The 23,750-nt window shown below is 71.7% G+C and carries 21 protein-coding genes and 1 tRNA gene; 4 read left to right on the top strand and 18 right to left on the bottom strand.

Annotation, left to right across the window (positions count from 1 at the left end):
* The first annotated feature begins 42 nt into the window (after positions 1 to 42).
* A complete protein-coding gene (locus tag MQP27_RS35560) occupies positions 43 to 639 on the top strand; it encodes an ArsR/SmtB family transcription factor (protein WP_242772967.1) in 597 nt (198 codons plus the stop codon).
* Positions 639 to 833 carry a hypothetical protein gene (locus MQP27_RS51485; protein WP_242773477.1) on the top strand — a complete coding sequence of 65 codons (195 nt, stop codon included), beginning with the start codon at positions 639 to 641 and terminating at the stop codon, positions 831 to 833. The genes MQP27_RS35560 and MQP27_RS51485 overlap by 1 nt, the downstream gene beginning before the upstream one ends.
* Before the next feature lie 74 nt (positions 834 to 907).
* On the opposite strand, the gene MQP27_RS35550 is transcribed toward MQP27_RS51485, so the two are convergent.
* The 3 genes from MQP27_RS35550 to MQP27_RS35540 all read right to left on the bottom strand — a co-directional run bounded on the left by MQP27_RS35550 (position 908) and on the right by MQP27_RS35540 (position 3,678).
* On the bottom strand, positions 908 to 1,699 hold the full coding sequence (locus MQP27_RS35550) for a S16 family serine protease (RefSeq protein ID WP_242772965.1): 792 nt from the start codon (positions 1,697 to 1,699) through the stop codon (positions 908 to 910).
* A gap of 75 nt (positions 1,700 to 1,774) precedes the next feature.
* Positions 1,775 to 2,887, bottom strand: a complete 1,113-nt coding sequence (gene menC, locus MQP27_RS35545) for an o-succinylbenzoate synthase (protein WP_242772963.1) — start codon at positions 2,885 to 2,887, stop codon at positions 1,775 to 1,777.
* The gene (locus MQP27_RS35540) at positions 2,884 to 3,678 is read right to left on the bottom strand and encodes a chorismate synthase (RefSeq protein ID WP_242772960.1); all 795 of its coding nucleotides are present in this window, start codon (positions 3,676 to 3,678) and stop codon (positions 2,884 to 2,886) included. The genes menC and MQP27_RS35540 overlap by 4 nt, the downstream gene beginning before the upstream one ends.
* 103 nt (positions 3,679 to 3,781) lie before the next feature.
* On the opposite strand from MQP27_RS35540, the gene MQP27_RS35535 reads away from it, so the two are divergent.
* Positions 3,782 to 5,356: a PucR family transcriptional regulator gene (locus MQP27_RS35535; protein ID WP_242772957.1), complete on the top strand. Its 1,575-nt coding sequence runs from the start codon at positions 3,782 to 3,784 to the stop codon at positions 5,354 to 5,356.
* A gap of 140 nt (positions 5,357 to 5,496) precedes the next feature.
* Here the strand turns inward: MQP27_RS35535 and MQP27_RS35530 are convergent, their stop codons facing one another.
* From MQP27_RS35530 to MQP27_RS35510, 5 genes are all read right to left on the bottom strand, one after another.
* Positions 5,497 to 6,138, bottom strand: a complete 642-nt coding sequence (locus MQP27_RS35530; RefSeq protein ID WP_242772954.1) for an IclR family transcriptional regulator — start codon at positions 6,136 to 6,138, stop codon at positions 5,497 to 5,499.
* Between the two features lie 297 nt (positions 6,139 to 6,435).
* Entirely contained in the window at positions 6,436 to 8,232 is a 1,797-nt protein-coding gene (locus MQP27_RS35525; RefSeq protein ID WP_242772951.1) for a DEAD/DEAH box helicase, read from the bottom strand.
* A 138-nt stretch (positions 8,233 to 8,370) separates the two neighbouring features.
* Complete coding sequence (locus tag MQP27_RS35520; RefSeq protein WP_242772947.1) at positions 8,371 to 8,757, bottom strand: type II toxin-antitoxin system death-on-curing family toxin; 387 nt, start codon at positions 8,755 to 8,757, stop codon at positions 8,371 to 8,373.
* Entirely contained in the window at positions 8,758 to 8,955 is a 198-nt protein-coding gene (locus MQP27_RS35515) for an Arc family DNA-binding protein (protein ID WP_013003224.1), read from the bottom strand.
* A 22-nt stretch (positions 8,956 to 8,977) separates the two neighbouring features.
* The gene (locus MQP27_RS35510; protein WP_242772945.1) at positions 8,978 to 10,468 is read right to left on the bottom strand and encodes an MFS transporter; all 1,491 of its coding nucleotides are present in this window, start codon (positions 10,466 to 10,468) and stop codon (positions 8,978 to 8,980) included.
* A 185-nt stretch (positions 10,469 to 10,653) separates the two neighbouring features.
* Here MQP27_RS35510 and MQP27_RS35505 point away from each other — a divergent pair.
* Positions 10,654 to 10,725 (top strand) — tRNA-Cys (locus tag MQP27_RS35505).
* Positions 10,726 to 10,746: 21 nt separating this feature from the next.
* On the opposite strand, the gene MQP27_RS35500 is transcribed toward MQP27_RS35505, so the two are convergent.
* The 10 genes from MQP27_RS35500 to MQP27_RS35455 all read right to left on the bottom strand — a co-directional run bounded on the left by MQP27_RS35500 (position 10,747) and on the right by MQP27_RS35455 (position 23,572).
* Positions 10,747 to 11,139 (bottom strand): GNAT family N-acetyltransferase, encoded by a 393-nt coding sequence (locus tag MQP27_RS35500; protein ID WP_242772943.1) that lies wholly within the window; start codon positions 11,137 to 11,139, stop codon positions 10,747 to 10,749.
* Between the two features lie 134 nt (positions 11,140 to 11,273).
* Positions 11,274 to 12,434, bottom strand: coding sequence for an SUKH-4 family immunity protein (locus tag MQP27_RS35495; protein WP_242772941.1), 1,161 nt, complete (start codon positions 12,432 to 12,434; stop codon positions 11,274 to 11,276).
* 147 nt (positions 12,435 to 12,581) lie between these two features.
* The gene (locus tag MQP27_RS35490) at positions 12,582 to 13,115 is read right to left on the bottom strand and encodes an AAA family ATPase (RefSeq protein WP_242772939.1); all 534 of its coding nucleotides are present in this window, start codon (positions 13,113 to 13,115) and stop codon (positions 12,582 to 12,584) included.
* Positions 13,116 to 13,122: 7 nt separating this feature from the next.
* On the bottom strand, positions 13,123 to 15,432 hold the full coding sequence (locus tag MQP27_RS35485) for a xanthine dehydrogenase family protein molybdopterin-binding subunit (RefSeq protein ID WP_242772935.1): 2,310 nt from the start codon (positions 15,430 to 15,432) through the stop codon (positions 13,123 to 13,125).
* Positions 15,429 to 17,717, bottom strand: a complete 2,289-nt coding sequence (locus MQP27_RS35480) for a 2Fe-2S iron-sulfur cluster-binding protein (RefSeq protein WP_242772932.1) — start codon at positions 17,715 to 17,717, stop codon at positions 15,429 to 15,431. The genes MQP27_RS35485 and MQP27_RS35480 overlap by 4 nt, the downstream gene beginning before the upstream one ends.
* Positions 17,714 to 18,607 carry an FAD binding domain-containing protein gene (locus tag MQP27_RS35475; RefSeq protein WP_242772930.1) on the bottom strand — a complete coding sequence of 298 codons (894 nt, stop codon included), beginning with the start codon at positions 18,605 to 18,607 and terminating at the stop codon, positions 17,714 to 17,716. The genes MQP27_RS35480 and MQP27_RS35475 overlap by 4 nt, the downstream gene beginning before the upstream one ends.
* Positions 18,608 to 18,866: 259 nt before the next feature.
* Entirely contained in the window at positions 18,867 to 20,483 is a 1,617-nt protein-coding gene (locus tag MQP27_RS35470) for a beta-N-acetylhexosaminidase (protein ID WP_242773475.1), read from the bottom strand.
* 19 nt (positions 20,484 to 20,502) lie between these two features.
* Positions 20,503 to 21,306, bottom strand: coding sequence for a carbohydrate ABC transporter permease (locus MQP27_RS35465; RefSeq protein WP_242772928.1), 804 nt, complete (start codon positions 21,304 to 21,306; stop codon positions 20,503 to 20,505).
* Between the two features lie 14 nt (positions 21,307 to 21,320).
* Entirely contained in the window at positions 21,321 to 22,229 is a 909-nt protein-coding gene (locus MQP27_RS35460) for a carbohydrate ABC transporter permease (protein WP_242773474.1), read from the bottom strand.
* Positions 22,230 to 22,276: 47 nt separating this feature from the next.
* Complete coding sequence (locus tag MQP27_RS35455; protein ID WP_242772926.1) at positions 22,277 to 23,572, bottom strand: extracellular solute-binding protein; 1,296 nt, start codon at positions 23,570 to 23,572, stop codon at positions 22,277 to 22,279.
* Between the last annotated feature and the right edge of the window lie 178 nt (positions 23,573 to 23,750).

Below are 23,750 nucleotides of genomic sequence, written 5' to 3'. Positions count from 1 at the left end.
AACCAGTTGCAAAGGGTCCTTTGCATAGTTACCTTTGTACGCATGGCGGAACAGCCCGATGTACGGAAGCTCGACGCACGCTCCTTGCGCGGCCTCGCTCATCCCCTGCGCATGGAACTGCTCAACGCACTGCGCCGGCACGGCCCGGCCACCGCGTCGATGCTCGCCGAACGACTGGGCGAGTCGAGTGGGGCCACGAGCTACCACCTGCGGCAACTGGCGGCACACGGCTTCATCAAGGACGCGCCCGAGCAGGGAAAGGGGCGGGAACGGTGGTGGCAGGCCGCGGACAAGGGCATCACGTTGGACGCCGAACTGTCCCAGAGCACGGACCCGCAAGTGCGCGGCGCCGCCGACCTGCTCCTGCAGGAACTCGTGAACCAGCGCAACCGCGAGCTGGCCACCTGGCTGGCCACCCGTGACCGCTGGTCCCCCCGGTGGACCGACCACTCGACGGACCTGAGCGACTGGACCCTGCGCCTGACTCCGGAGCAGGCACACGAACTCATCGACAGACTGCACGAGTTGCTCAACAGCTATCGCGCGTCCGAAGCCCCCGAGGACGACCCTGAAGCAGAACAGGTCCGCCTGCACACACACCTGTTCCCCATCGAATCGGACCGAAGGAGCACTCAGTGATCGGCCCTGGGATCCATCTCACCCTGCACCACACCCGCGCCGCCGAACTCCAGGCCGAAGCCAAAGCCCACAACCAAGCCGCGGCAACCCGCCCCCATCGCCCCCTCCGCACCCGAGTCGGCTGGACGTTAGTGGAAGTAGGCCTACGCCTGGCAACACCAGCACCCCAGCTATCGCCCCGCAGGGGCGTCTAAGGGGCGCGGGGCTGTATCGATATGCGGCTCCGCCGCGTGGGCGCGACCAGCCCCCACCGCCCCGCACCCGGCCCTCAACAGCCAGGCACAGACCCCTTCCCCGTCTCCAGCGCCACCAGCGAGTTCACAGCCCCCTTGAGCGTGGTCACCGGAATCAGCCGCAACCCCTTCGGCAACTCCGCCTTCGCATCCCCGCACTCATCCTTCGGCACCAGAAACACCGTCGCCCCATCCCTCCGAGCCGCCTGCGTCTTCAGCGCGACACCCCCCACCGCCCCGACCTTCCCGTCGGCGTCGATGGTCCCCGTACCGGCGATGTTGCGACCCCCCGTGAGCTCGCCCCCGCTGCCGTTCCCGTCGAGCTTGTCGATGATGCCCAGCGTGAAGAGCAGCCCCGCGCTGGGACCGCCCACGTCCGCCAGCTTCAGCGTCACCTTGACGTTCTTGTCGCTGAGGTGGAGGTAGTCCAGCGCGGCCTGCGTCGCCTCGTCCTGGGACTCCTTCATCTGCTCGGTGTTGTGCTCCTCGATCTGCTTGGTGCTCTGCCCGCTCGGATACACGGAGTCCCGCGGCATGACCGCCTTGTCCGTGGCGAACCACGCCGACAGCACGTCACCGAGCGACACCCGCGTGTCCGGGTTGGTCGCCTCGATCGTCGTCATCCGCAACTGCCCGGTCGTCTTCCGCACCGGCGCCCCCGAGATCGTGATCACGGGAGTCCCCTTGTTGTCGGCCAGCACGTTCGCCGTCATCCCGGGCTGCGCCAGCGAGAACGGCAGCGGCGCGAACACCGCCGTGGCGAGCAGCGCCACGACGGGCACGGCACAGACGGCGAGGGCCTGGGGGCGTGTGAGGCGAGAGAGCACGGGATCAATCTAACGTGACGGTGACTTCCGGCCAGGCGCCGGTCGGCTTACGTATCGGCTCGCGTATCCGCTTACCTATCGGCTTACGTACAAGTCTCGCCGTTCCAGCGTGAAGCGCCGCAGCGCCTCCGGCAGCGGTTCGGTACCGATTCCCGGAGTCGTCGGAACCGCCAGACAGCCGTCCCGCAGCACGAACGGCTCCGTGAGGTCCTCGGCGAAGTACCGGCTCGACGCCGACGTGTCGCCGGGGAGCGTGAAGCCGGGAAGGGCGGCCAGCGCGAGGTTCGGCGCGCGGCCGATCCCCGTCTCCAGCATGCCGCCGCACCACACGGGCACGCCGTGCGCGTGGGCCACGTCGTGGATGCGGCGGGCCTCCAGGTAACCGCCGACGCGGGCCGGTTTCACGTTCACCACCCGGCACGCGTCCAGCGCGATCGCGGACGCGGCGTCGCGGGCGTTGTGGAGGGACTCGTCCAGGCAGACGGGGGTGCGCAGGCGTTTCTGCAGCTGCGCGTGGGCGTACAGGTTGTTCTCGTCCAGCGGCTCCTCGATCAGCAGCAGCCCGAACTCGTCCAGGCGCCGCAGGTGCTCCGCGTCGGCGAGCGTGTACGCCGTGTTGGCGTCGACCTGGAGCGGCAGCGCGTCGCCGAAGCGGTCGCGTACGGCCCGTACCGGATCGAGGTCCCAGCCCGGTTCGATCTTCAGCTTGATACGGACGTAACCCTCGGCGAGGCAGCGCTCGACGTCGTCCAGCAGTTCGGGGACGGACTCCTTGATGCCGACCGAGACGCCCGCCGGCACCCGGTCCCGCACCGCGCCCAGATACGTCGCCAACGGCATGCCGTACGACCGCAGTTCCGCGTCCAGGACGGCCGTCTCCAGCGCCGCCTTCGCCAGCTCGTGGCCCTTGACCTTGGCCATGGCGGGGGCCAGCAGCGGGGTCGTGAGGTCGGGGAGCGCCGCCGCCCTCGGCAGCAGGAAGTCCCTGAGCACGAGTTCCGCGCCGGCCGTGAACTCCGAGCAGTACAGCGGCTCGGGGTCCGCGGCGAACTCCGACCAGCCCTCGGCCGCGTCCGTGACGACGTGGAGGAGGAAGGTGTCCTTCGTCGTCATCGTGCCGAAGGAGGTGCGGAAGGGTGTGACCAGGGGGATCGCCACGTGGACGAGCTCTACGCGTTCGAGCTTCATGCCGTGGCCCTCCGGGTGAGCGTGTACCAGCCGTCCCGGGACATCCCCGTCGCCGTGAAGCCCTCCGCGAAGGCCGCCACGAACACCTCGCGCACCGCCCGCCGCCAGCGCAGGGCGAGGTCCGGGTCGGCGGCGCGGAGTCCGACGATGTCCTCGGGGACCCGGCACCAGATCCGCCGGCCGTCGGGATCGCGACGGGCGAGGGTGCCGCCGTCGGGGGCGGTGTGGGTGGCGGGGGCCGTTTCGCGGTCTCCCTCACCGGGCTCGTACGGGGGTGAGGGCTCCCCCAGCTTCCCCAGTTCCCCTAGCTCCCACGTCACCGTCACCCGGTCGCTCTCGTCCCCGTCGTTCACCCCGTCCGCCATGGGGCCGTAGAAGTCGACGAGGTACTCGGTCCCCGTGGCACCCAGCTTGACCAGGTTGAAGCGGGCGTTGCGGCCGACCAGCGGGTCGAAGGTCCAGCGCATGGTGCGGGCGCCGACGCCGAGGGCCCAGTCCCGCTGGGCCTGCTTCACCGCCAACCCGAGCCCCCGCTCGGCGGCGGCGACCAGCGAGTACGTGTCGCCGCCCGGCCCGAACACGGCGACCGATGCCCCCGTCGGCCGCGTGCCGACGTACGCGGCGTGCACGGCCCCGCCCGCGTGGACCAGGCTGTGCAGCACCTCGGCCGGGTAGGGCGGGGCGGTGCGCGGGGTCTGCCAGACGTCACTGAAGTAGTCGGCGACGGCGGCAAGGCCGGCGACGTCGCGAACGGTACGAATGCTCACCCCGGGCGGACGGTCGAGAGTCATGGGACGAGTCTCGCGAGCAGGCGGTGGTCCTCACATTGTGCGGACGGACAAGGCATGCGTACGTTCGTTTCCGGATCAGCCAACCGTCTGCTGAAGGAGCCCCGTGGACGCCTGCACCCTCGGCGACCTCCTCGACGTCGTCGGCGGCACCTCCGTACGCCTGCACACCGCGCCCGCCGCCGGGCTCGCCGCGCCCGTGACGGAGGCGGTGCTGTACGACGCCAATGTGCCGCTCGGCCGGACGCCGGGGGCGTTGCTGCTGGCGGTGGGGGTGCGGGCGGCGGCCGCGGGGCCGTTGGTGCGGGCGGCGGCGGAGGCCGGGATGGCCGGGGTGGTGGTGCGCGGCGGGGACGGGCCGGTGGGCGAGGCGGAGGCGTGCGGGCTCGCGCTGCTGTCGGCCGCCGAGGACGCGGCCTGGCACCACGTGCATCTGCTGCTGAGCTCGGCGATCGGCGCCCGCCCCGCGCCGGCGGCCGGCGGGCACGGGGACCTGTTCGCGCTCGCGGACGCGGTGGCCACGGCGACCGGCGGGGCGACGGCCGTGGAGGACCCGCGCCAGCGGATCCTCGCCTACTCGACCGTGTCCGGCCAGCCGGTCGACGAGGACCGGCGCGAGGGCATCCTCGGCCTGCGGGTGCCGGCCAGTTCACGCAGTCGTTACACCGAGCAGTACCGGGTGCTGTTCGCGGCCGACGGTCCCGTACGGCTGCCCGCGCTCCACGAGGGCGACCTGCCCCGGCTCGCGGTCGCCGTGCGGGCCGGCGGCGAGACCCTCGGCTCGATCTGGGTGGTCGACGACGGCACCCTAGCCGCCGACGCCGAACAGACCCTCGTGCAGGGCGCGTCCACGGCCGCCCTGCTCCTGCTGCGGGCCCGCGCCGCCCAGGAGCTGGCCCGCCACCAGAACAGCGACCTCCTGCGCCGCCTCCTGGACGGGACAGCGGACGCACCAACGGCCGTGCAGCGGCTGGGACTTGAGGGTGCCGTGCGGGTGGCCGCCTTCGTCCTGGATACAGTGAGCCTCCCGGACAGCGAGCAGACCGCGCTGCGGCTCCTGGACGTCGTACGGCTGCAGTGCGAGGCGCGTTACGGGCGGCACGCGTGTGTGCTGGTCGACGGGGTGGTGTACGCGCTGCTGCCCGCACCCGGGACCCGGTCCGACGCACCCGGCGGCGGGAGCCACAAGCGGCTGGCGGAGGACATCGTGGCGCGGGCCGGGCAGGCGCTGCGGGTGCCGGTGCGGGCGGCGCTGGGCGAGGTGGTGGCCGGGGCGGCGGAGGCGGCGGCCTCGCGGGAGGACGCGGACCTGGTGCTGCGGGTGCTGGGGCCGCGGCTGCCGGTGGCGACCGTGGACGAGGTGCGCGCGCGGGTCACACTGCTGCGGCTGACCGAAGTCATGGGCGAGCGGCGGGAGTTGAGCGCGGGGGCGTGGCGGCGGGTGCTGGCGTACGACTCGGCGAACGGCACCGACTACGCGCGCACGCTGGTGAGTTGGTTCGACGCGGGCTGCGACATGGCCAGGGCGGCGAAGCTGCTCGCCGTCCACCCGAACACCTGCCGCTACCGGCTGCGCCAGGCCCAGCGGCACATCGGGATCGACCTCGACGATCCCGACGAACGGCTGGTGCTGTGGCTGCAGTTGAGGACGCTCGCGGGGCTCGGCCCAGCCGGCGCCTGAGCGGCTGCAGGCCAGCGCCGCCGAGTCCAACTGCCGTTCCCTCCGCCTCCGGGCTGGTCATGGCCCTTGATGATGCGGAGGGGACGACTGAAGTCGGCGTAACTGTCGGTAGCCGATAGCCGATAGCCGGTGATGATGGTTCAGCGCAGGGCTTCCGCGACCTCCTTCGCCGCGTCCACCACCCGCGGCCCGACGCGCTCGGGCACGGCGTCGGCCAGCATCACGACTCCGACGCTGCCCTCCACCCCCGTGACCCCGATCAGCGGAGCCGCGGCCCCACTGGCCCCCGCCTCCAACTCCCCGTGCGTCAGGGTGTATCCGGGCTCCTGCACCGGCTTGGCCCGCGCGGCGAGAATCGCCTTGCCGGCCGCCCCGCGGTCCAGCGGATGCCGGAAGCCGGCCCGGTAGGCCACGTGATAGTCCGTCCAGGTGGGCTCGACGACGGCGACGGCCAGGGCGTCGGCCCCGTCCACCAGCGTCAGATGCGCGGTCGCCCCTATGTCCTCGGCCAACGAACGCAGCGCCGGCAGCGCGGCCTCCCGCACCAGCGGATGCACCTGCCGCCCGAGGCGCAGCACTCCCAGCCCGACGCGGGCGCGACCGCCCAGGTCCCGGCGTACGAGCGCGTGTTGTTCAAGCGTGGCGAGCAACCGGTACACCACGGTCCGGTTCACGCCCAGTCGGTTGGATAGCTCGGTGACGGTCAGCCCATGGTCCGTGTCGGCCAGCAGCTTGAGGACACGCAGTCCTCGGTCGAGCGTCTGAGAGGTCTCCGCGGTCACGACGCCCACTCCTCCAAGTGGTGAGGTCGACGACCTCCGCGCGGCGATGCGTCACCGAGTCCCGTCAGTGACGCGCAACAGAGGCCGCCGATCGGCCGGCGGCCCGGCCGATACCGGGCCGCGTCGCTTCACGGCTGCGCTCCGCGGCGGCGCTGCCACGGGGCGTGTGCGTAGCGGGACAGTAGCGAAGGGGGTTCGCTGAGCGGAAGTCTCCGTCCAGAATCCGGGCACATACGGGGAGGGAGTAACTCCGTTTGTCCGGATACGTACGGCGTGCGCAGGGAGCGCGGGCGCGTGTCAGCGCATCCGCGTGGCCCACTCCTGCACCTTGGCGATCCGCTGCCGCAGCTGACCGGCCGTGGCCTCGGCGCTCGGCGGCCCGCCGCACACGCGCCGCAGCTCGGTGTGGATGACCCCGTGCGGCTTGCCGCTCTGATGGACGTACGCACTCACCATCGTGTTGAGCTGCTTGCGGAGCTCCATCATCTCCTTGTGCGAGACGACGGGCCGCCGCTCGGCGGGCAGTTCCAGCAGGTCGGCCTCGCTGTCCGGCTTCTTGCGGCTGTGCGCGATCTGCCGGGCCTGCCGCTTCTGGAGAAGAAGCTGCACCTGGTCGGGCTCAAGGAGCCCCGGGATGCCGAGGTAGTCCTGCTCCTCCTCGCTCCCCGGGTGCGCCTGCATGCCGAACTCGGCGCCGTCGTACAGCACCCGGTCGAAGACCGCCTCGGACTCCAGCGCCTCGAAGGCGAACTGCTCCTGCTCGCCGGTGTCCTCGTCCTGCTCCTTGTTCGCCTCCTCCATCTCCTTCTCGGATTCGGCGTACGGGTCCTCCTCGCCCTCCTTCTTCGGCTTGTCGAGGGCGTGGTCGCGCTCGACCTCCATCTCGTTGGCGAAGGTGAGGAGGTCGGGGACAGTGGGGAGGAAGACGGAGGCGGTCTCGCCGCGCCGCCGGGACCGCACGAAGCGTCCGACGGCCTGGGCGAAGAAGAGGGGCGTGGAGATGGTGGTGGCGTAGACCCCGACCGCGAGCCGGGGCACGTCGACACCTTCCGAGACCATACGGACCGCGACCATCCACCGGTCGTTGCTCTCGCTGAAGTCGTCGATCCGCTTGGAGGCGCCGGCGTCGTCGGAGAGGACGAGGGTGGCCTTGCTGCCGGTGATCTCGCGGATCAGCTTGGCGTAGGCGCGGGCGGAGTCCTGGTCGGAGGCGATGACGAGGGCACCGGCGTCCGGGATGGCCTTGCGCACTTCCGTGAGCCGCTGGTCGGCGGCGCGCAGCACGCTGGGCATCCACTCACCGCGCGGATCGAGGGCGGTGCGCCAGGCCTGGCTGATGGCGTCCTTGGTCATCGGCTCACCGAGCCGGGCGGCGATCTCGTCCCCCGCCTTGGTGCGCCAGCGCATGTTGCCGCTGTAGGAGAGGAAGATGACGGGCCGCACGACATGATCGGCGAGGGCGTTCCCGTACCCGTAGGTGTAGTCGGCGGCGGACCGCCGGATCCCGTCGTTCCCCTCCTCGTACGTCACGAAGGGGATGGGATTGGTGTCGGACCGGAAGGGCGTACCGGTGAGCGCGAGCCGCCGCGTGGCGGGCTCGAAGGCCTCCAGACAGGCCTCGCCCCAGGACTTGCTGTCACCGGCGTGATGGATCTCGTCGAGGATGACGAGGGTCTTGCGCTGCTCGACCCGGTTGCGGTGGAGCATGGGCCGCACACCGACACCGGCGTACGTGACGGCGACCCCGTGGTAGTCCTTCCCGAGCGGCCCCGCGCTGTACTCGGGGTCCAGCTTGATCCCTATCCGCGCCGCCGCCTCGGCCCACTGCTTCTTCAGATGCTCGGTCGGCGCGACCACGGTGACCTGCTGCACGACGTGGTGGTGCAGCAGCCAGGAGGCCAGCGTCAGCGCGAAGGTCGTCTTGCCGGCGCCGGGCGTGGCAACCGCGAGAAAGTCACGCGGCTGCTCCTGGACGTACTTCTCCATCGCCCCCTGCTGCCAGGCACGCAGCTTGCTGGCGGTACCCCAGGGGGCACGGCCGGGGAAGGCGGGAGAGAGGTGGTGGGAGGAGGTGGAGGCGGCGGTGGTAGTCACGGTCTCCGTAGGGGGGTCGGGCGGCTCTGCGGAACTGGCGGAACTATGAGGCTCGGTATGACAACCGGGCCACCCTACCGGCGACCCGATGGTGTCAACGCGCGGACGAGGCCGGGTCGCCCGTGGGTGGGACCGAGGTCACATGGCGTCGTGCAACGCCCTCAAGCGGAGGGCGACGAGCCCCACGTCCTCCAGCGCGCCGGACGCGACCTCGATGACCAGCTTGTACGCCTCGTCCTGATCGACGGCGAGCATCTCGGTGCCGTTGAAGTCGAGGAAGACGACAGTGCACATCCATGCCATGCGCTTGTTGCCGTCCACCAGGGGACGGTTCGCAGCCAGCGACTGCAGCAGCGCCGCGGCCTTCTCGAAGAGGTCCGTGTACGCCTCGACGCCGAACACCTGCGACTGAGGGCGGTGGACTGCCGAGCTGAGCAGACCCAGGTCGCGCACGGCGACCTGGGTCTGCTCCCCGCATGCCAGCTCCGCCAGGTCCAGCACTTCCTGGACCGTGAGGTACTTCATCTACTCCCCCAGCCTCCGCAGCAGATCAGCGTGGCCGGCCGCGTACTTCGCCCCCAGACGGCGAACCGTGGCCCGATCCGCTTCCTGCTCCAGATACCGGTCGATCGCCTGAAGCACTATGGCGTGCATGCTGCGTCCCTCCTCCTCGGCCCGCAGCTTCAGCGCCTCCTGCTGGTCGTCACGCAGACGAAGGTTCATAGCCATACCACGACGGTACCACCTATGGGGTCACCGTGGTACCGCCTTGTCCAGCCGCCCGCAACCGCGTAGTCACCCAGGCGCCGACGAGCGCCACCCCCGCCATCGGCAGAAACACCGCGGCGAAGGCCGCCGGATGCGCCCCGCTGCCGGGCGTCGCCGTACGGCTCACCGCACCCCCGCCCAGCGCCGCGAACGCCGCTCCGCCCGCCGCCAGCAGGATCACGTTGGACAGACCGTCCGATATCTGGAGGGCGGCGGAGTTGGCGCCGGCCTCCTCGGGGGCGGAGAGCTGAAGCAGGAGCACGCTGGTGGAGGAGATCACCAGCCCCATCCCGAAACAGCCGAACGCCCAGGCGACGGCCACGGTCCACGCCGGCACCGACTCGATCAGCACACTCGGCGCGGTGGCGATGGTAGCCGTCACGAGAAGCATCCCGACGGTCATGAGCCGTTCCCGGTACGGCTCCAACCGCGGCCGCGACTGCAACCACGACGCCAACGCCCACGTCCCGCCCCCGGCCGCGAGCGAGAACCCGGCCAAGGTCGGCGACAGCCCCCGCTGCGTCACCAGCATCAACGGGATGAACGACTCGGCCGCGATGAACGACCCCGCGGCAACCCCACGCAGCAGCACGACGGACGGCAGCCCCCGCACGGCCCGATACGTGCCCCGCGGAAGCAGCCCGAGCACGGCCGGCACGAGCAGCGCGGCGCCGACGATGCCGGGGAGGAGGGAGAGCGGCCGCAGATCCTGGGCGGCGTACTGAAGCAGCCCGGCACCGAGGGAGACGGCGAGGGCGAGGCGGATACGGCGGCGGTCGGGGGAGGTACGGAAAGTGCCGTCGCCGGATTCCCTCGGGACACCGGCGTCACTCACCGGCCCACCCGCCCGCCGCCGTATCTGCGGCAGCGCGAGCGCCAGCGGAAAGACGACCAGTGCCGGAATCCCGACGAACACCCACCGCCACCCGAGATGCTCGGTCACCGCACCCGCGGCCAGCGGCCCCACCACGGACGGCACCACCCAGCTCGCCGCGAACCCCGCCATGATCGCCGGCCGCAACCGCTCCGGATACGCCCGCCCGACCACGACGTACAGCGCGACGATGACGAGCCCACCGCCGAGCCCCTGCACGGCCCGCCCCAGCACGAACACCCACATGACCCCCGCGGTCCCGGCCACCAGCAACCCGGCCCCGAAACACCCGATCCCCGCGGTCAGCGCCCCGAGCGGCCCACGCCGGTCCGACCACTGCCCTGCGAGCACCATCCCGAACAGGCTGGTGGTGAAGTACCCGGAGAAGGCGAACGCGTACAGCCCCACCCCGTCGAGCTCCCGAGCGGCGACGGGCATGGCCGTACCGACGGCGGTCGCCTCGAACGCGATCACCAGCACGACGGACACGATCCCGACACTGAGCGCCCGATACGACCGCCCCAGAACCCCCTCGCCGACCCCGTCGACCTCTGCTCCAACGACTACGGCATCACGCGGCTCAAGGACGCTCATGCCCGCCAGCGTAAGCCCCACCAGCCACTTCGCCCCCTACCCAAAGTCCCCCCACCCCTACGACCTTGGTCGTACACCCACCGCCCCCTCCCCCTTTCATGAACGGCGTATGGCAGTCCCATTGCAGCCCACCTGATCCCCTTGAGCCCGCCTTCCACCCCGCCCTACGGTCTTCTCAACAACACGGCCGTGTGCCCGAGTGGCTTAGGGACTCGCCTGCAAAGCGAGGTACGTGGGTTCAATTCCCGCCACGGCCTCTGAGAAGGCTGCGTGGCCGGTCATCCCTTGGGGTGGTCGGCCATGTGGCTTTGGAGGAGGCGGGGAGACGGTTCGAAGCCGTGGCGGACGTAGGCGGGGACGGCTCTCGGGGAGGAGTGGACCGTTACGCGTTCCAGGCCGAGGGATCGGGCCGTCGCGAGGATCTCGTCCATGAGGTGGCCGCCCAGGCCCGTGTTGCGCGCCTCGGGGATTACGTAGACGCATTGCAGGTCGCCTGACATGCGGTGCAGGGCTCTCGGGGACGGGACCCGGGGGAGGATCGCCAGCCAGGCCATCCCGATGATGGGGGTCGTGGTGGTGTCTCGGGTCAGGACCAGGCAGCGGTGCGTGGACGTGTTCTGCTCGGCCCACGTGACGAAGTGGGTGGTGAAATCCGTGCGGTTGATCGGCAACGGGTCGTCGGACGTCTCCGACAGCCAGTTGTAGCGGAGTTCGGCGACCCTTGGGAGGTCCGCCGGTTCGGCCTGGCGGATCGCGATCGTTCCCCGGGTGATTCCGGTGTTTCCGGTGTTTCCCGTGTTTCCGGTCAGAGCACTCCACCCGCCTCGTCCTGGAACGCCTGCGTCCAGTAGTGCCAGTCCGCGTCCGTCGTCGTGGCCGTCGGGTCGACCGAGGCGAGGACGTGGAGCATGGTGGCGGCCAGCTGGTCGTAGGCGCGGGTCGTCAGCTCGTGGGAGAGGGCCTCGTCGATCGTGCGCTCGCGGTGGTGCAGCCAGAGCGTGAAGGCGAGGGTGGAGACGTCGGTGTTGAGCGGGAAGAGCTTTGCCTCCGGCTCGCTCCAGTTCAGGACCTCGCCCGTCGCGCCGTCCACCACCAGGCTGTTGTCCTCCACCAGGTGGCCGAGGCGGATCAAGTGGTCCGCCCTGGCGGGGAGTTCGAAGGGAGAGGCCGTGCCGGGGCGGTCGTCCGCCGCGTACTCCGAGAGGGTCTGCAGGGGGACCTCCGTGTCCACCTGGAAGAGGACTGTGTCCTCCGGCAGGCCCGTCTCGCGGAGGAAGCGGCGTGTCGGCTCGTGCGTGAGCGTCGCCGGGAAGTCGACGTCCTCGAAGCGGACCACGCGGCCGAGGCCGAACTCCTCGTCCAGGAGGCGGGCCGGCACGTCCAGGGTGAGGCCGCCGGCCGTGCCGGGGCCCGTGGCCAGAGCCAGGGGGCGGATCAGGGCCGCCGCCTTCCAGTACGCCGGGACCTCGCCGTCCGTGCCCTCCTCGAAGAGGGCCAGGAGCCGGCGGGACGCCTCGGCCGCCGCCTTCGGGCCGTACCGGCCGGCGAAGGACGCGAACTGGCCTCGTACGTCCGCCAGTTCCTCGGTGACCGCCGCGAAACGCACGAGCGCCTCGAGGGAGGGCGCGAGCGGGCGGTCCTCCAGCAGCTCGAAGAGGTACGCGGTGCTGATCTCGCCCGTGCCGCCGTCGAGGAGTATCGACTCCGGCGCCATGCCGGCCGGGGCGAGCAGCTCGCCCAGCACCAGCCGGTCGCGCAGCTCGTCGGCCAGGTCCGTGCCCGTGTCCGTGCACTCCGCGAGCCTGCGCAGGCCGCGCGTGTGCAGTGCCGCGAACGTCAACAGCCCTTCCGCGTCCGGCAGTCCGGTGCCGGTCAGCCAGTGCCGCGTCGGCACGTGCGTGACGTACGGATCGAGCTGGTCCTCGGTGAATCTGATCGCCGCGAAGGCGGTGTCGGTCGTGCTCATTGCTCCCCCGGATGTTCCTGCGCACGCGGCCGTCCGCTGTACGGACCAGGCCGCCGTCCCCACTGCCAAGAACACTACGCCTCGCCACTGACAACGGCCCCACAGCACATGCCACCCGGCTCGCGTGACGCTCTACACACTTGACGCTCAGCGCACCCTCGCGCGTTCCCTCCCCGCGAGAATCGCCTCCACCGTCTCCCCCGCCGTCAGCCCGGACGTGTCCAGCCACAGCCCGAGACGCGGAGTACGCGCCCGCAACTCCTCGTCCAGGTCGGCCACCGTCCAGGCCCCGTACCCGGTCTTCGCCCGCCCCGCCTCCCGCGCGGCGACCGCCTCGGGGCTGGGGGCGAGGACCACCACGTACACGGGCCGGGTGCGGATCAGGTCGACGTACCGGCGCAACTCCTCCCCCAGCAGCACGTCCTGCACCACCGCCGTGAACCCGGCCTCCGCGTACGCGTCCGCAGTCGCCGCCGACAGCCAGTACCGCAGCCGAAGTTGGGCCTCGCCCTCGCTGCCGGGGGCCGTGCCGGGGACGTAGTCCTCCCGGCCGGACACCACCATCCGGCGGAACACGTCTCCACGCACGTGTGCCGCGCGCGGCAGCCGCTCCGCCAGTGCCTGCGCGACCGTCGACTTCCCGGACGCCATGACGCCGGTGACGACCACCACGCCCTTCACGGGCGGCTCAACGGTCCGTGACCACCGCGGCCTGGGGGCGGATCGGCAGGCGGTTCACCGGGCGGCCCGTCGCGGCTCGTACGGCGGACGCGATGGCCGCCGGGGTCGTCACCACCGGTACCGCGCTGACCGCCTTCGCGCCGAAGGGGGCGACCACGTCGCGCTCCTCGACGAGCTTGACGATCCGGATGTCCGGCGCGTCCAGGGCGGTGGGCAGGGCGTAGCCCGTCAGGTCGGGGTGGCGGATCAACCCGCGCGCGGTGCGCAGGTTCTCGGTGAGCGCTATGCCGACGCCCTGGGTCGCGCCCGCCTCGACGCGGGCGGCCAGCTGCGCCGGGTTGAGGACGCGGCCGACGTCCTGGGCGAGCGCGAGCTCCACCACCCGTACCGAACCGAGTTCGATGTCGACGTCGACGACCGCGCGGATCGCGCAGAAGGCCATGCCCACGAAGGCGTCGCCCTGGCCGTGCTCGCCGAGCGGCTCGGTGGGGTGCGGGCGGCACTGGGCGGTGGCCCAGAGTTCCTTGCCGTCCATCGCCTCCGTGACGGTGGTGGACAGGACGCCGTCGTACGAGGTGATCTTGCCGTCGGTGATCTGGAGGAGTTCGGTGGACATGCCGAACTTGTGCGCCAGGGGCTGCAGGAGCTGGGTGCGGACCATCTTGGCGGCCCGTTCCACCGCGCCGCCGGACACCCAGGTGTGGCGGCTGCGGTTGCCCGCGCCGGCGGGAGGCTGGTCGGTGTCGACGGGTGCGACGTGCACCTCGTCGATGCCGAGGGTCTCCTGGACGATCTGGCGGGCGAGGGTGGTGAAGCCCTGGCCGGTCTCGACGGCCGCGCAGAGCACGGTCGCCACGCCGTCCTGGACCTTCACCGTCGCCGTGGAGACCTCGTCGGCGCCCTCCGCGCCGAGCATGTGCACCATGCCCAGGCCGTAGCCGACACCCCGGCGCACCGCGCCCGGTTCGCCCGCGCCCTCGGGGCCGCCGGGCAGCAGCCACTCGTCCTCGGGGGTGTCCTTGGGCAGCGCGGGCAGCGGGAAGTCCCGGACGGCCTGGAGGAGCTCCGCCACCGGTGCGGGGCAGGTCACGGTCTGGCCGGTCGGGAGTACGTCCCCGGTGGCCATCGCGTTGCGCAGGCGCAGTTCGGCCGGGTCGACGCCGAGCTTCTTGGCGAGCTTGTCCATCTGCGCCTCGTAGGCGGCGCAGACCTGCATGGCGCCCTCGCCGCGCACATGGCCGGAGGGCGGGTTGTTGGTGCGTACGGCCCAGCCCTCGATGAAGGCGTTCGGGACGACGTACGGGCCGCAGGCGAAGCCGACGGCGGCGGCCAGGGCCTCGGAGGAGGTGTCGGCGTACGCGCCCGCGTCCAGCAGGATCTGCGCCTCGACCTTCACCAGCCTGCCCTCGGCGTCGGCGTGGTGGCGGTAGCGCAGCAGGGTCGGGTGGCGGTGTGCGTGGCCGAGGAACGACTCCTCGCGCGTGGCGGTGAGTTTGACCGGGCACTGGGTCTTCAGCGCGAGCAGGCCGAGCGGGAGTTGGAAGCCCTGGTCCTCGCGGTCGGCGGTGGCGCCGGGGACGCCGGTGACGACGATCTTGACGCGCTCGGGCTCCAGGCCGTAGCAGGCGGCGGCCGTGTCGCGGTCGGTGTGCGGGTCGGTGGAGGCCAGGTACAGCTCGACGCCGCCGTCGGGGCGGGGCACGGCGAGGCCGGCCTCGGCGCCGATCGGGGCGGGGTCCTGGCGGCCGATGCGGTAGAGGCCCTCGACGACGATCTCGCCGGCCGCGTCCGGGTCGCCGTGGCGCAGCGGGATGTGCCGGATCAGGTTGCCGTCGGGGTGCAGCGGCTCGGCCTCGAAGGCCTGCTCGGGGTCGGTGACGGGCTCCAGGACCTCGTACTCGACCATGATGGCCGCGGCGGCCATGCGCGCGGTGTCGGGGTGGTCGGCGGCGACGGCGGCGATGGGCTCACCGTGGTGGCGCACCACCTCGGAGGCGAAGACCGGGCGGTCGGCCTTGCCGCGGCCGTGGTGCGCGGCGCCCGGCACGTCCTCGTGCGTGACGACGGCCCGTACGCCGGGCATGTCCCGCGCGTGGGACGTGTCGATGTCCACGATGCGCGCGTGCGGGTGCGGGGAGCGCAGTACGGCCGCCCACAGCAGGCCCTCGGCCCACAGGTCGGCCGCGTACGGGAACGTGCCCTCGGTCTTTGCGCGGGCGTCGGCGGCCGGCAGGGAGGCGCCGAGGCCGTGCGGCAGCGGCTCGGGGGCGGGTGCTGCCTCCGCGGTGGTGGTCGCGGTGGCGGCTTCGTTGCTCACGCCTGGCCTCCGTCCGGTCCGTACGCCTGGTCCTGCGGGGCGGGTGAGTCGAACGCCGACGGGTTGACACCGCCGGCTCCCGGGCCCGCCTGGTGGGGAATACGTGCCTCGTCGCCGTCCTGTTCGGCGCTGTCGGCCGCGGAGTGCGCCTCGCGTTCGGCGACGACCTCCTTGACCGCGTCGACGACGCCCCGGTAGCCGGAGCAGCGGCAGAGGTTGCCGCACAGGGCCTGGCGGGTCTCCAGCTCGGTGGGGGCCGGGTTGCCCTCCAGGAGGTCGTGCACGGTCATCGCCATGCCAGGCACGCAGAAGCCGCACTGGACGGCTCCGCAACGCGCGAGCGCGCGCTGGACGTCGGACGGCTGGCCGTCCTCGGCGAGGCCCTCGACCGTGCGCACCTCGCTGCCGGCAGCGGTCACGGCGGGTACGAGGCAGGACGCGACGAGGCGTCCGTCGACCTGCACGTTGCAGGCCCCGCACTCACCCTGCGAGCAGCCGTCCTTGGCGCCGGCCAGCCCGAGCCGCTCGCGCAGCACGTAGAGCAGCGACTCGCCGATCCAGGCGTCGGAGACGGGGCGCTCGACGCCGTTGACGCGCAGGACGTAGGAGGCGAGGGGGTGTTCTTCGGCGGGGGGCTGGGGGGTCGGCTCCTCCTGGGCGGCGGCTGGGGAGTCGGGGCGACCGGAGGGGTCCGCGGAAGCGGGCTCGGCGGAGCGACCGGGCCGGTCGGGGTGGCCCTCGGCCCCGGGACCGGCGTGGCCGTCCGAGCCGGGCTGGGCGGCGCCGGGGGCCGGGTGGCCGGAGCCGCGGGAATCCGCGTGGGCCGAAGTACCCGGGGAATCGGGCGTGTTGGAGGCGTTCGGCCCGTCCGACGGGCGCGCGGGCCGGGCGGCATCGTCCGGTCCGGCCGCGGAGGGCTCCGCAGAAGGCTGTACGGCCCCCTGAGCGGCCGCGGCGGCCCGACGGGCACTGTCGACCGCCCCAGCGGCCTCACCGGCCTCCTGAGCGGCCTGTGAGGCGTCCGAGGCGGAGACGGACGGCTGCTGCCCGCCGACGTGCCCTCGCGGGGTCTCGGCGTCGTGGTCGGTACCGTCGGCGTCCACGGGGGCGTGGGCGGCGGAGCCGCTGGGGCCGCCGGTGCCGAGGGGGGGCCGGGCGGGGTCCGCGGAGGTGGTGGGGCCGTCGACGACAGGGATGGGCTGCGAGGCGTCCATGGCGGCCGGGTCCGCGTAACGCCCGCCCGCGTGCGGATCGGTCGGGTGCGGGTCGGTCGGGTGCAGGGTGGCGTCCTGGTCACCGGCGTACGCCTGGCCGTAGGCGGCGGCGTGCGGTGCTGTGGGACCGGTGGCGTGCGGCCCTGCCGGACCGGCCGAGTGCAGCCCTTCCGGACCGGCGGGGTGCGGGCCCGTAGGACCGCCCGGGTGCAGCCCTTCCGGACCGGCAGGGTGCGGGCCCGTCGGGTCTGTGGTGTGCGGGCCCGTCTGATCGGCGTCACGCGTGCGTGCCGCGGTCGGGTCCTGTGCGGCCGGGTTCGGCGCCGTGGGTCCGGGGTGTCGCTCGGCGGACGTACCGTGCGCGGGGCCCGGATCGAGCAGCCCGTGCGCGTGCCCCGAATCGGCGCCCTCGCGCGCGTGCCCCGTCGGGGCGTCCTGGGCCGGGCCGGGGGCGATGCCCGTCCCTGCCGACGACTCGTGGACCCGGCCGGTGTTCTCGTCGCCCACCCCGGGCTGCTGCCCCCACGGCTGTCCCGTCGCGTCCGTCGCCCAGGGGGCGGGGGCGCCGCCCGGGAGGGTGGCCGGTGGGGTGCCGCCCCACTGCTGGACCAGGGACGACGTCGTGAACTCGCCCGACTCGTCCGGGAGGTCGCCGCCGGCCACCGGGATCGACCACTGGCCGGTCACGTCGTGGCCCGGCGCGGGGGCGGACTCGGCGGGCGGCGGCTCCTCGAAGTTCCACTGCTGGGTCGCGCCGGGGTTGTACGCGAACCGGTCGCCGCCGTTGTCCTGCGGCACGGCGTTGGGGTCGGGCCACTGCGCGCCGTCGGCGGGCACGGCCCAGTTGCCGGTGGCGGACGGGTCGCCGCCCGGTGCGGCCGCTATCTGCGGCGGCACGTACCCGTGCCCCGGCGCGGCGAGCGGGCTGTCGGCGGAGGCCAGGAGCGCGTCGATGCCGCCCTCGGGAAGCTTCACGAAGGCCGTCGCGCCGTCGTCGTAGTCGCCCTGGGGCAGCGGATCCCAGCGGCCCCCGCTGCGGGGCGTGCCCTCTCCGTGCTGGTCGTCGGTCACGACAGCGCCCTCCCCAGTGCTCGTCGGGCCAGCGCGGCGACGGTGCGCCGCAGGTGCAGTACGGCGGGCGGAAGCGGTTGGACGGTGCCGTCCGCCTCGGGGACGGGGTCGGGGATGCAGGCCGCGGCGACGTACTCCCCGAACGCGGCGAGCGCCTCCGGCACGATCGTGCGGTTGTTGTCCCAGTCGATGAGCCGGGCCACCCACTGCTCGGCGTCCAGGGGGCGCAGCGGCATCGGCGCTATGGCGCCGACGGCGCACCGCACTCCGCGCCGGGCGGGGTCGAGGACCACCGCGACGGACGCGACGGCGCGCCCGGGGCCGGTCCGGCCGGTCGCCTTCAGGAAGACCTGCGGCGCGTGCAGCAGCGGCACGCGCACGTACCCGATGAGTTCGCCGCCGCGCAGCATCTCCACGCCGGCCAGCAGGTGCGACACGGGGATCTCCCGGCGGGCTCCGCCCGGGCCCGCGATGATCAGTGTCGCCTCCAGGGCGGCCAGCACGGGGAGCGCGTCGCCCGTGGGGGCCGCCGAGGCGATGTTGCCGCCCAGGGTGCCCGCGTTGCGGATCTGCGGCGGGCCCGCGGCGCGTGCCGCGGCGGCGAGCGCCGGGATGAGCGCGGCGAAGTCGGGGCGGCCCATGCGCGCGTGCGTGAGTCCGGCGCCGAGCAGCGCGTGTCCGTCCTGGTACTGCCAGCCGCGGATCTCGCTGATCCGGCCGAGGCCCACCAGCGCGGCGGGCCTGAGCTGTCCGGAGTTGACGGCGGCCATGAGGTCGGTGCCGCCCGCGACGGGCACGGCGGTGGGCACGGCGGTGAGCGCCGCCACGGCCTCGTCCAGCGTCGTGGGCAGCGTGACGGCCTGCGCCGCCTGCGGTGCGTGCGTGGTCAAACCGGCTGCCCCTTCCCGCTGCCCACCTGGTCCTGCCTGTTGCTGCCGTACGGTACGTGCTGACAGGGCGGACGTGGCAACTCTGGCACATCTTCGCAACACCCGAAGACAGGGGTCCGCTAGGAGGCATTCGCCCCCGTCACCTGGGAGATGGTCCGTTTTGGCACGGCATCACCGAAGCATGCGAATTGGCACTCTTCGGTGATGCTTGCGAGGTTTTTCCACTCCCTGTTCGGGGGCCCGGCAAGGCGTTCGTGGGCTACCTGTTCGGGGGCGTGCCGTCGATGGGGCGGCCCAGGACGCCGGGGCGCCGCTGCCACGGCAGGGGGCCGGCGGGCGGCCGGTAGGCGACGCCCAGGGCGTCGAGTCGCTCGTAGTGCCCGGCCATGCGCCGTTCGAAGTCGGCGAAATCCCGCTCCCCCGGGGCCGGCAGGGCACTCCACGCCACCTCGGCGAAGGCCGCGAGCCGCGGGAAGGTCTGGTAGTCCACGCGCGCGTGGTCCTCCATCACCTCGGTCCACACGTTGGCCTGCGTGCCCAGGACGTGCCGGGCCTCCTCCTCGGTCAACTCCCGTGGAACGGGCTCGAAGCGGTAGACGTCCTCCAGGGTGCGGACGTAGCCGATGGGGACCGGCTCGTCCGCGCCCGCGTGCTGCCGGTGGTCCAAGTACACGTACTGCTCGGGGCACATGACGACGTCGTGGCCGGCCCGGGCGGCGGCGACTCCGCCTCCGTAACCCCGCCACGAGGAGACCGCGGCGCCCTCCGCGAGGCCGCCCTCCAGGATTTCGTCCCAGCCGATGAGCCGGCGCCCGCGCGCGCTCAGCCACTTGTCGAAGTGGCCGATGAACCAGGACTGCAACTCGTCCTCGTCCGCGAGCCCGAGTTCCTTGATGCGGGCCTGTGCGGTGGGCGACCGCCGCCACTGGTCCTTGAGGCATTCGTCACCGCCCACGTGAATGAACTCCGACGGGAACAGGCCGAGGAGTTCCTCGAAGACGCCCTCGTAGAAGCGAAGGGTGTTGTCAGTGGGGGCGAGTACGTTTGCGGAGATGCCCCAGCTGTCCCAGACCGTGAGGGAGGTCGTGTCGATGACGTCGGTGTTGCCGAGTTCCGGGTACGCGGTGATGGCGGCCTGCGAGTGGCCAGGTACGTCGATTTCGGGGACGACGGTGATATGCCGCTCGGCGGCGTAGGCGACGATCTCCCGGATGTCGTCCTGGGTGTAGAAGCCACCGTGCGGCTTCTCCTCCCACAGCGGTGAGGCCCGGTGGCCGAATTTGGTGCGGGCCCGCCATGAGCCGACCTCGGTGAGCCGGGGGTACCGCTTGATCTCGATCCGCCAGCCCTGGTCGTCCGTCAAGTGGAAGTGGAAGACGTTGAGTTTGTGCGCGGCCATCAGGTCGAGGTGGCGCAGGACGCCTTCCTTCGGCGTGAAGTGCCGGGCGACGTCGAGCATGAGGCCGCGCCAGCGGAATCGAGGCGCGTCCTCGACGGTGACCATGGGGACGTCCCAGTCCCGCTCCGGCCGGACCGGGGCCCGGCGGAACGCGTCGGGGCCGAGCAGTTGACGGAAGGTCTGGGCGCCCCAGAAGACACCGGCCGCGTCACCGCCCCGAATGCGGTACGGGCCGCCGTCATTGACGACCCGGTAGCCCTCCGGGGGCAGGTCGGGGTCGATGCCCAGCACGATGCGGTTGTGGGCGTCGCCGGTCTCCGGGAAGGGCAGCCCCGTCGCCGCGCCGAGCGTGGCCCGCAGCCAGCGGGCGACGCCCTCGGTGCCCGGCCCGGCCTCCAGCGCGGTCTCCGCGTCCAGGCTCGCGTACCCGGGGCTGTTCCAGGTGCAGTTGGCCGGCGCCGGAATCACATCCACCATCTCAGTCACCTCAGTCACCTCAGTCCTTGACCGCTCCGCCCAGCCCCGAGACCAGCCGTCGCTGTACGAGTACGAAGAACACCAGCACCGGAATCGTCATCACCGTGGACGCCGCCATCACGCCGCCCCAGTCCGGGTCGTCCGGCTTGAAGAAGACCAGCAGCGCCATCGGCAGCGTGGACTGCGAGGTGTCGCTGATGATGAAGGACTTGGCGAACAGGAAGTCGTTCCAGGCCGAGATGAAGGAAAACACGCTCGTGGCCACCAGCCCCGGGAGGACGAGCGGGAAAAGGATCTGCCACAGAAAGCGCGCCCGGCTCGCCCCGTCGATGTACGCGGCCTCCTCCAGCGCCTCCGGAACCGCTTTCACGAACCCCCGCAGCATCCAGATCGCGAAGGGCAGCGAGAAGGCGATGTGCGGCAGGATCAGCGACCCCAGCGTGTTCAGCAGACCGAAGTCCCGCATCTGGAAGAACAAGGGGATCGTGAGCGCCTCCACGGGCACCATCTGGGCCACCAGAAACATGATCAGCAGGGTGGTCCGGAAGCGGAAGCGGAATCGCGTCACGGCGGTCGCGGCGAGAAACGCGACGAGCGCCGAGACGATCACGACACTGCCCGCCACCACAACGCTGTTGACGAAATACCGACCGAAATCCTGCTGCCCGAACACGCGCCGGAAGGAATCCAGAGAAGGCGCCGTGGTCCACGGCCGCGGCTCGCTCGACTCGATCTCCCCGGCCGGTTTGAAGGCGCTCAGCACCATCCAGTAGAGAGGGAAAGCAACCACCACGGCGAAGAGGAGTGCCGCCGCGTCGGGCAACCACCGGGAGCGGCTCACAGCTCCTCCCCCTGCCTGCGCAGCAGCCGCAGGTACACCAGCGTCACGGCGAGCAGGATCAGCAGCATCACGATGCCGATCGCCGCGCCGAGGCTGTACTGCGAGGACGCGAACGCCTGCTGGTAGGCGTACACGTTCAGGACGAGGTTCTGATTGGCGATGCCGCCGCCACCTGTCATGACGTAGATCTGCGTGAAGACCTTGAAGTCCCAGATCACCGACTGGATGGTGACCACGGTCAGGATCGGCCGGAGCATCGGCGCGAGCACGGAACGCCAGATCCGCCACTGCGAGGCGCCGTCCAGCGCGGCGGCCTCCAGCACCTCGGCCGGTACGGCGCGGATCCCTGCGTACACCGTGACCATCACGAACGGGAAGGAGCACCAGACCACTTCGAGCAGTACGAGGAAGAACGCGCTGAAGCGGCCGTACGTCCATGAGTGGTCGCCGAGGCCCAGGATCCGGTTGACCGGGCCGAAGTCGGGGTCGAAGAGGAAGAGCCAGACGGTGGAGCCGGTGACGGCCGGGGTGGCCCAGGCGCCCAGTGCGGCCAGCATCAGCGCCAGCCGCGGCACGGCACGCACGCGCGTGAGCAGCACGGCGAGCGCGCAGCCGACGGCGAGGGTGGAGGCGACGCAGGCCGCCGCGAACAGCACAGTGGCCAGCAGCACCGACCAGAACTCGCCGTCGGAGAAGAGCGCGGAGTAGTTCCCGAACCCCTCGAAGCGGGTGGGCTCACCGCCGCTGACCTGGGCCTGGGTGTAGTGGAAGAGGGAGATGAGGCCGAGCTGGTAGATGGGGTAGAGGAGGAGGCCGCCGAGGATGACGAGGGCCGGGGCGAGATAGAGCCAAGGGCCGCTCCAGCGCCGCCAGGGGCGCGAGGAACTGCGCGACAAGCCACGAATCACAGGCAGCCGCCAGCGCTCCGAAGCCCCCGAGCTACTGGGCGCCGTCACCCGGCGGAGCCAAACGCGGAGTTCATCTTCTTCGCCGCTTCCTCCGAAGCCGCCGCCACGCTCTTCTTCCCGGCGATGATCTCCTGCAGCATCGTCGGCAGCACCAGCTGGGAGTCGATCTGGGACCAGGCCGGGGACGCCGGTACGAACTTGGTGCCGGCCGCCAGGGTCTGCGCGAAGGGCTTCACGTACGGGTTCTTCGCGGCCACCTGCTGCCGTACGTCCGCGAACGTCGGCAGGAAGCCCATCGCGTCGAACATCGCCGCCTGTGTCTTCTTCGACGTCAGCTGCTCCATGAGGTCCACGGCGAGCGTGCGGTGCGAAGTGCTCTTCAGGACACCGATGTTGTTGCCGCCCGCGAAGGCCGGCGCGATCGAGCCGGCGGTCACGCCCGGCAGCGGTACGACGGCGTACTCGCCCTTCACCTTCCCGGCCTCCACGGCCGTGTGGCTGAAGTCGCCGCCGATCGCCATGCCCGCCTTGCCCGCGGCGAACGCGGTGATCGTGTCGTTGCCGCCCATGCCGGCGCACTTGGCGGCGGGACAGTTGTCATCGCCGAAGAGGGAGGTGTAGGCCTTGATGCCCTTCTGGGCGGCGGCGCTGTCGATCGCGGAGGCGTAGTCGCCGCCCTTGCCGGTGGCGAGTTCACCGCCGTTGGCCCAGACGAAGGGCATCGCGCCGTACGTGTAGGCGCCGCCGACGACCAGGCCGTACAGGTCGGGCTTCGCGGCCCGGATCTTACGGGCCGTGGTCGCCAACTCGTCCATGGTCTTCGGGGGTTGCAGGCCGAGTTCCTTGAAGACGTCGGTGCGGTAGTACAGGGCGCGGACGCCGACGTAGAACGGGGAGCCGTACAGCTTGCCGTCGACCGTGACGGACGTCTTCGCCGTCGGGTCGGTGTCCTTGGACTCGTTCCAGGCGCCGAACTCCTTGGTGACGTCGAGGAGTCCGCCGTCCTTCACATAGCCGGCCGTGTCGGTGTTGCCGAACTCCATGACGTCGGGCGCGGACTTGGGGTCGTTGAAGGCGGCCTTGACGCGCTGGGCACGGGTGTCGACCGGGATGTACTCGACGTCGACCTTGGTGCCCTTGTGGGCCTTCTCGAAGGCGGTGACCACGGAGTCGACGACCTCGGCCTTGGGGTCGTTGCCGACCTCCTGGAAGAGCCAGACGCGCAGGGTGCCGCTCTTGTCGTCCTTCTCGGAGGAGGAGTTGGAGGAGGTCTGGGGGGCGCAGGCGGTGACGACCGCGGCCGCGGCGAGGAGCGCGGCCAGTCGGGAGGGGAGCTTCATGGGCGTGGGGCCTCCGAGCGTGCGTTGCAACATATGCAATGACGGTTTCGCTCTGCACAACACAACGGAGGCTAGGGACTACATGAACATGCCGACAAGAGGTCTCGACCAATTCGTGACCGAGTGACGCACTCCGTGCAACGACAGACAGCACAAAGGCCCCCGAGGCGCGCCAAAT

The organism is Streptomyces cylindrosporus (assembly GCF_022698165.1).
Lineage (GTDB): Bacteria > Actinomycetota > Actinomycetes > Streptomycetales > Streptomycetaceae > Streptomyces > Streptomyces cylindrosporus.
Note: the sequence above shows the minus strand (reverse complement) of the source record. Positions and strands in the feature narration are given on the sequence as shown.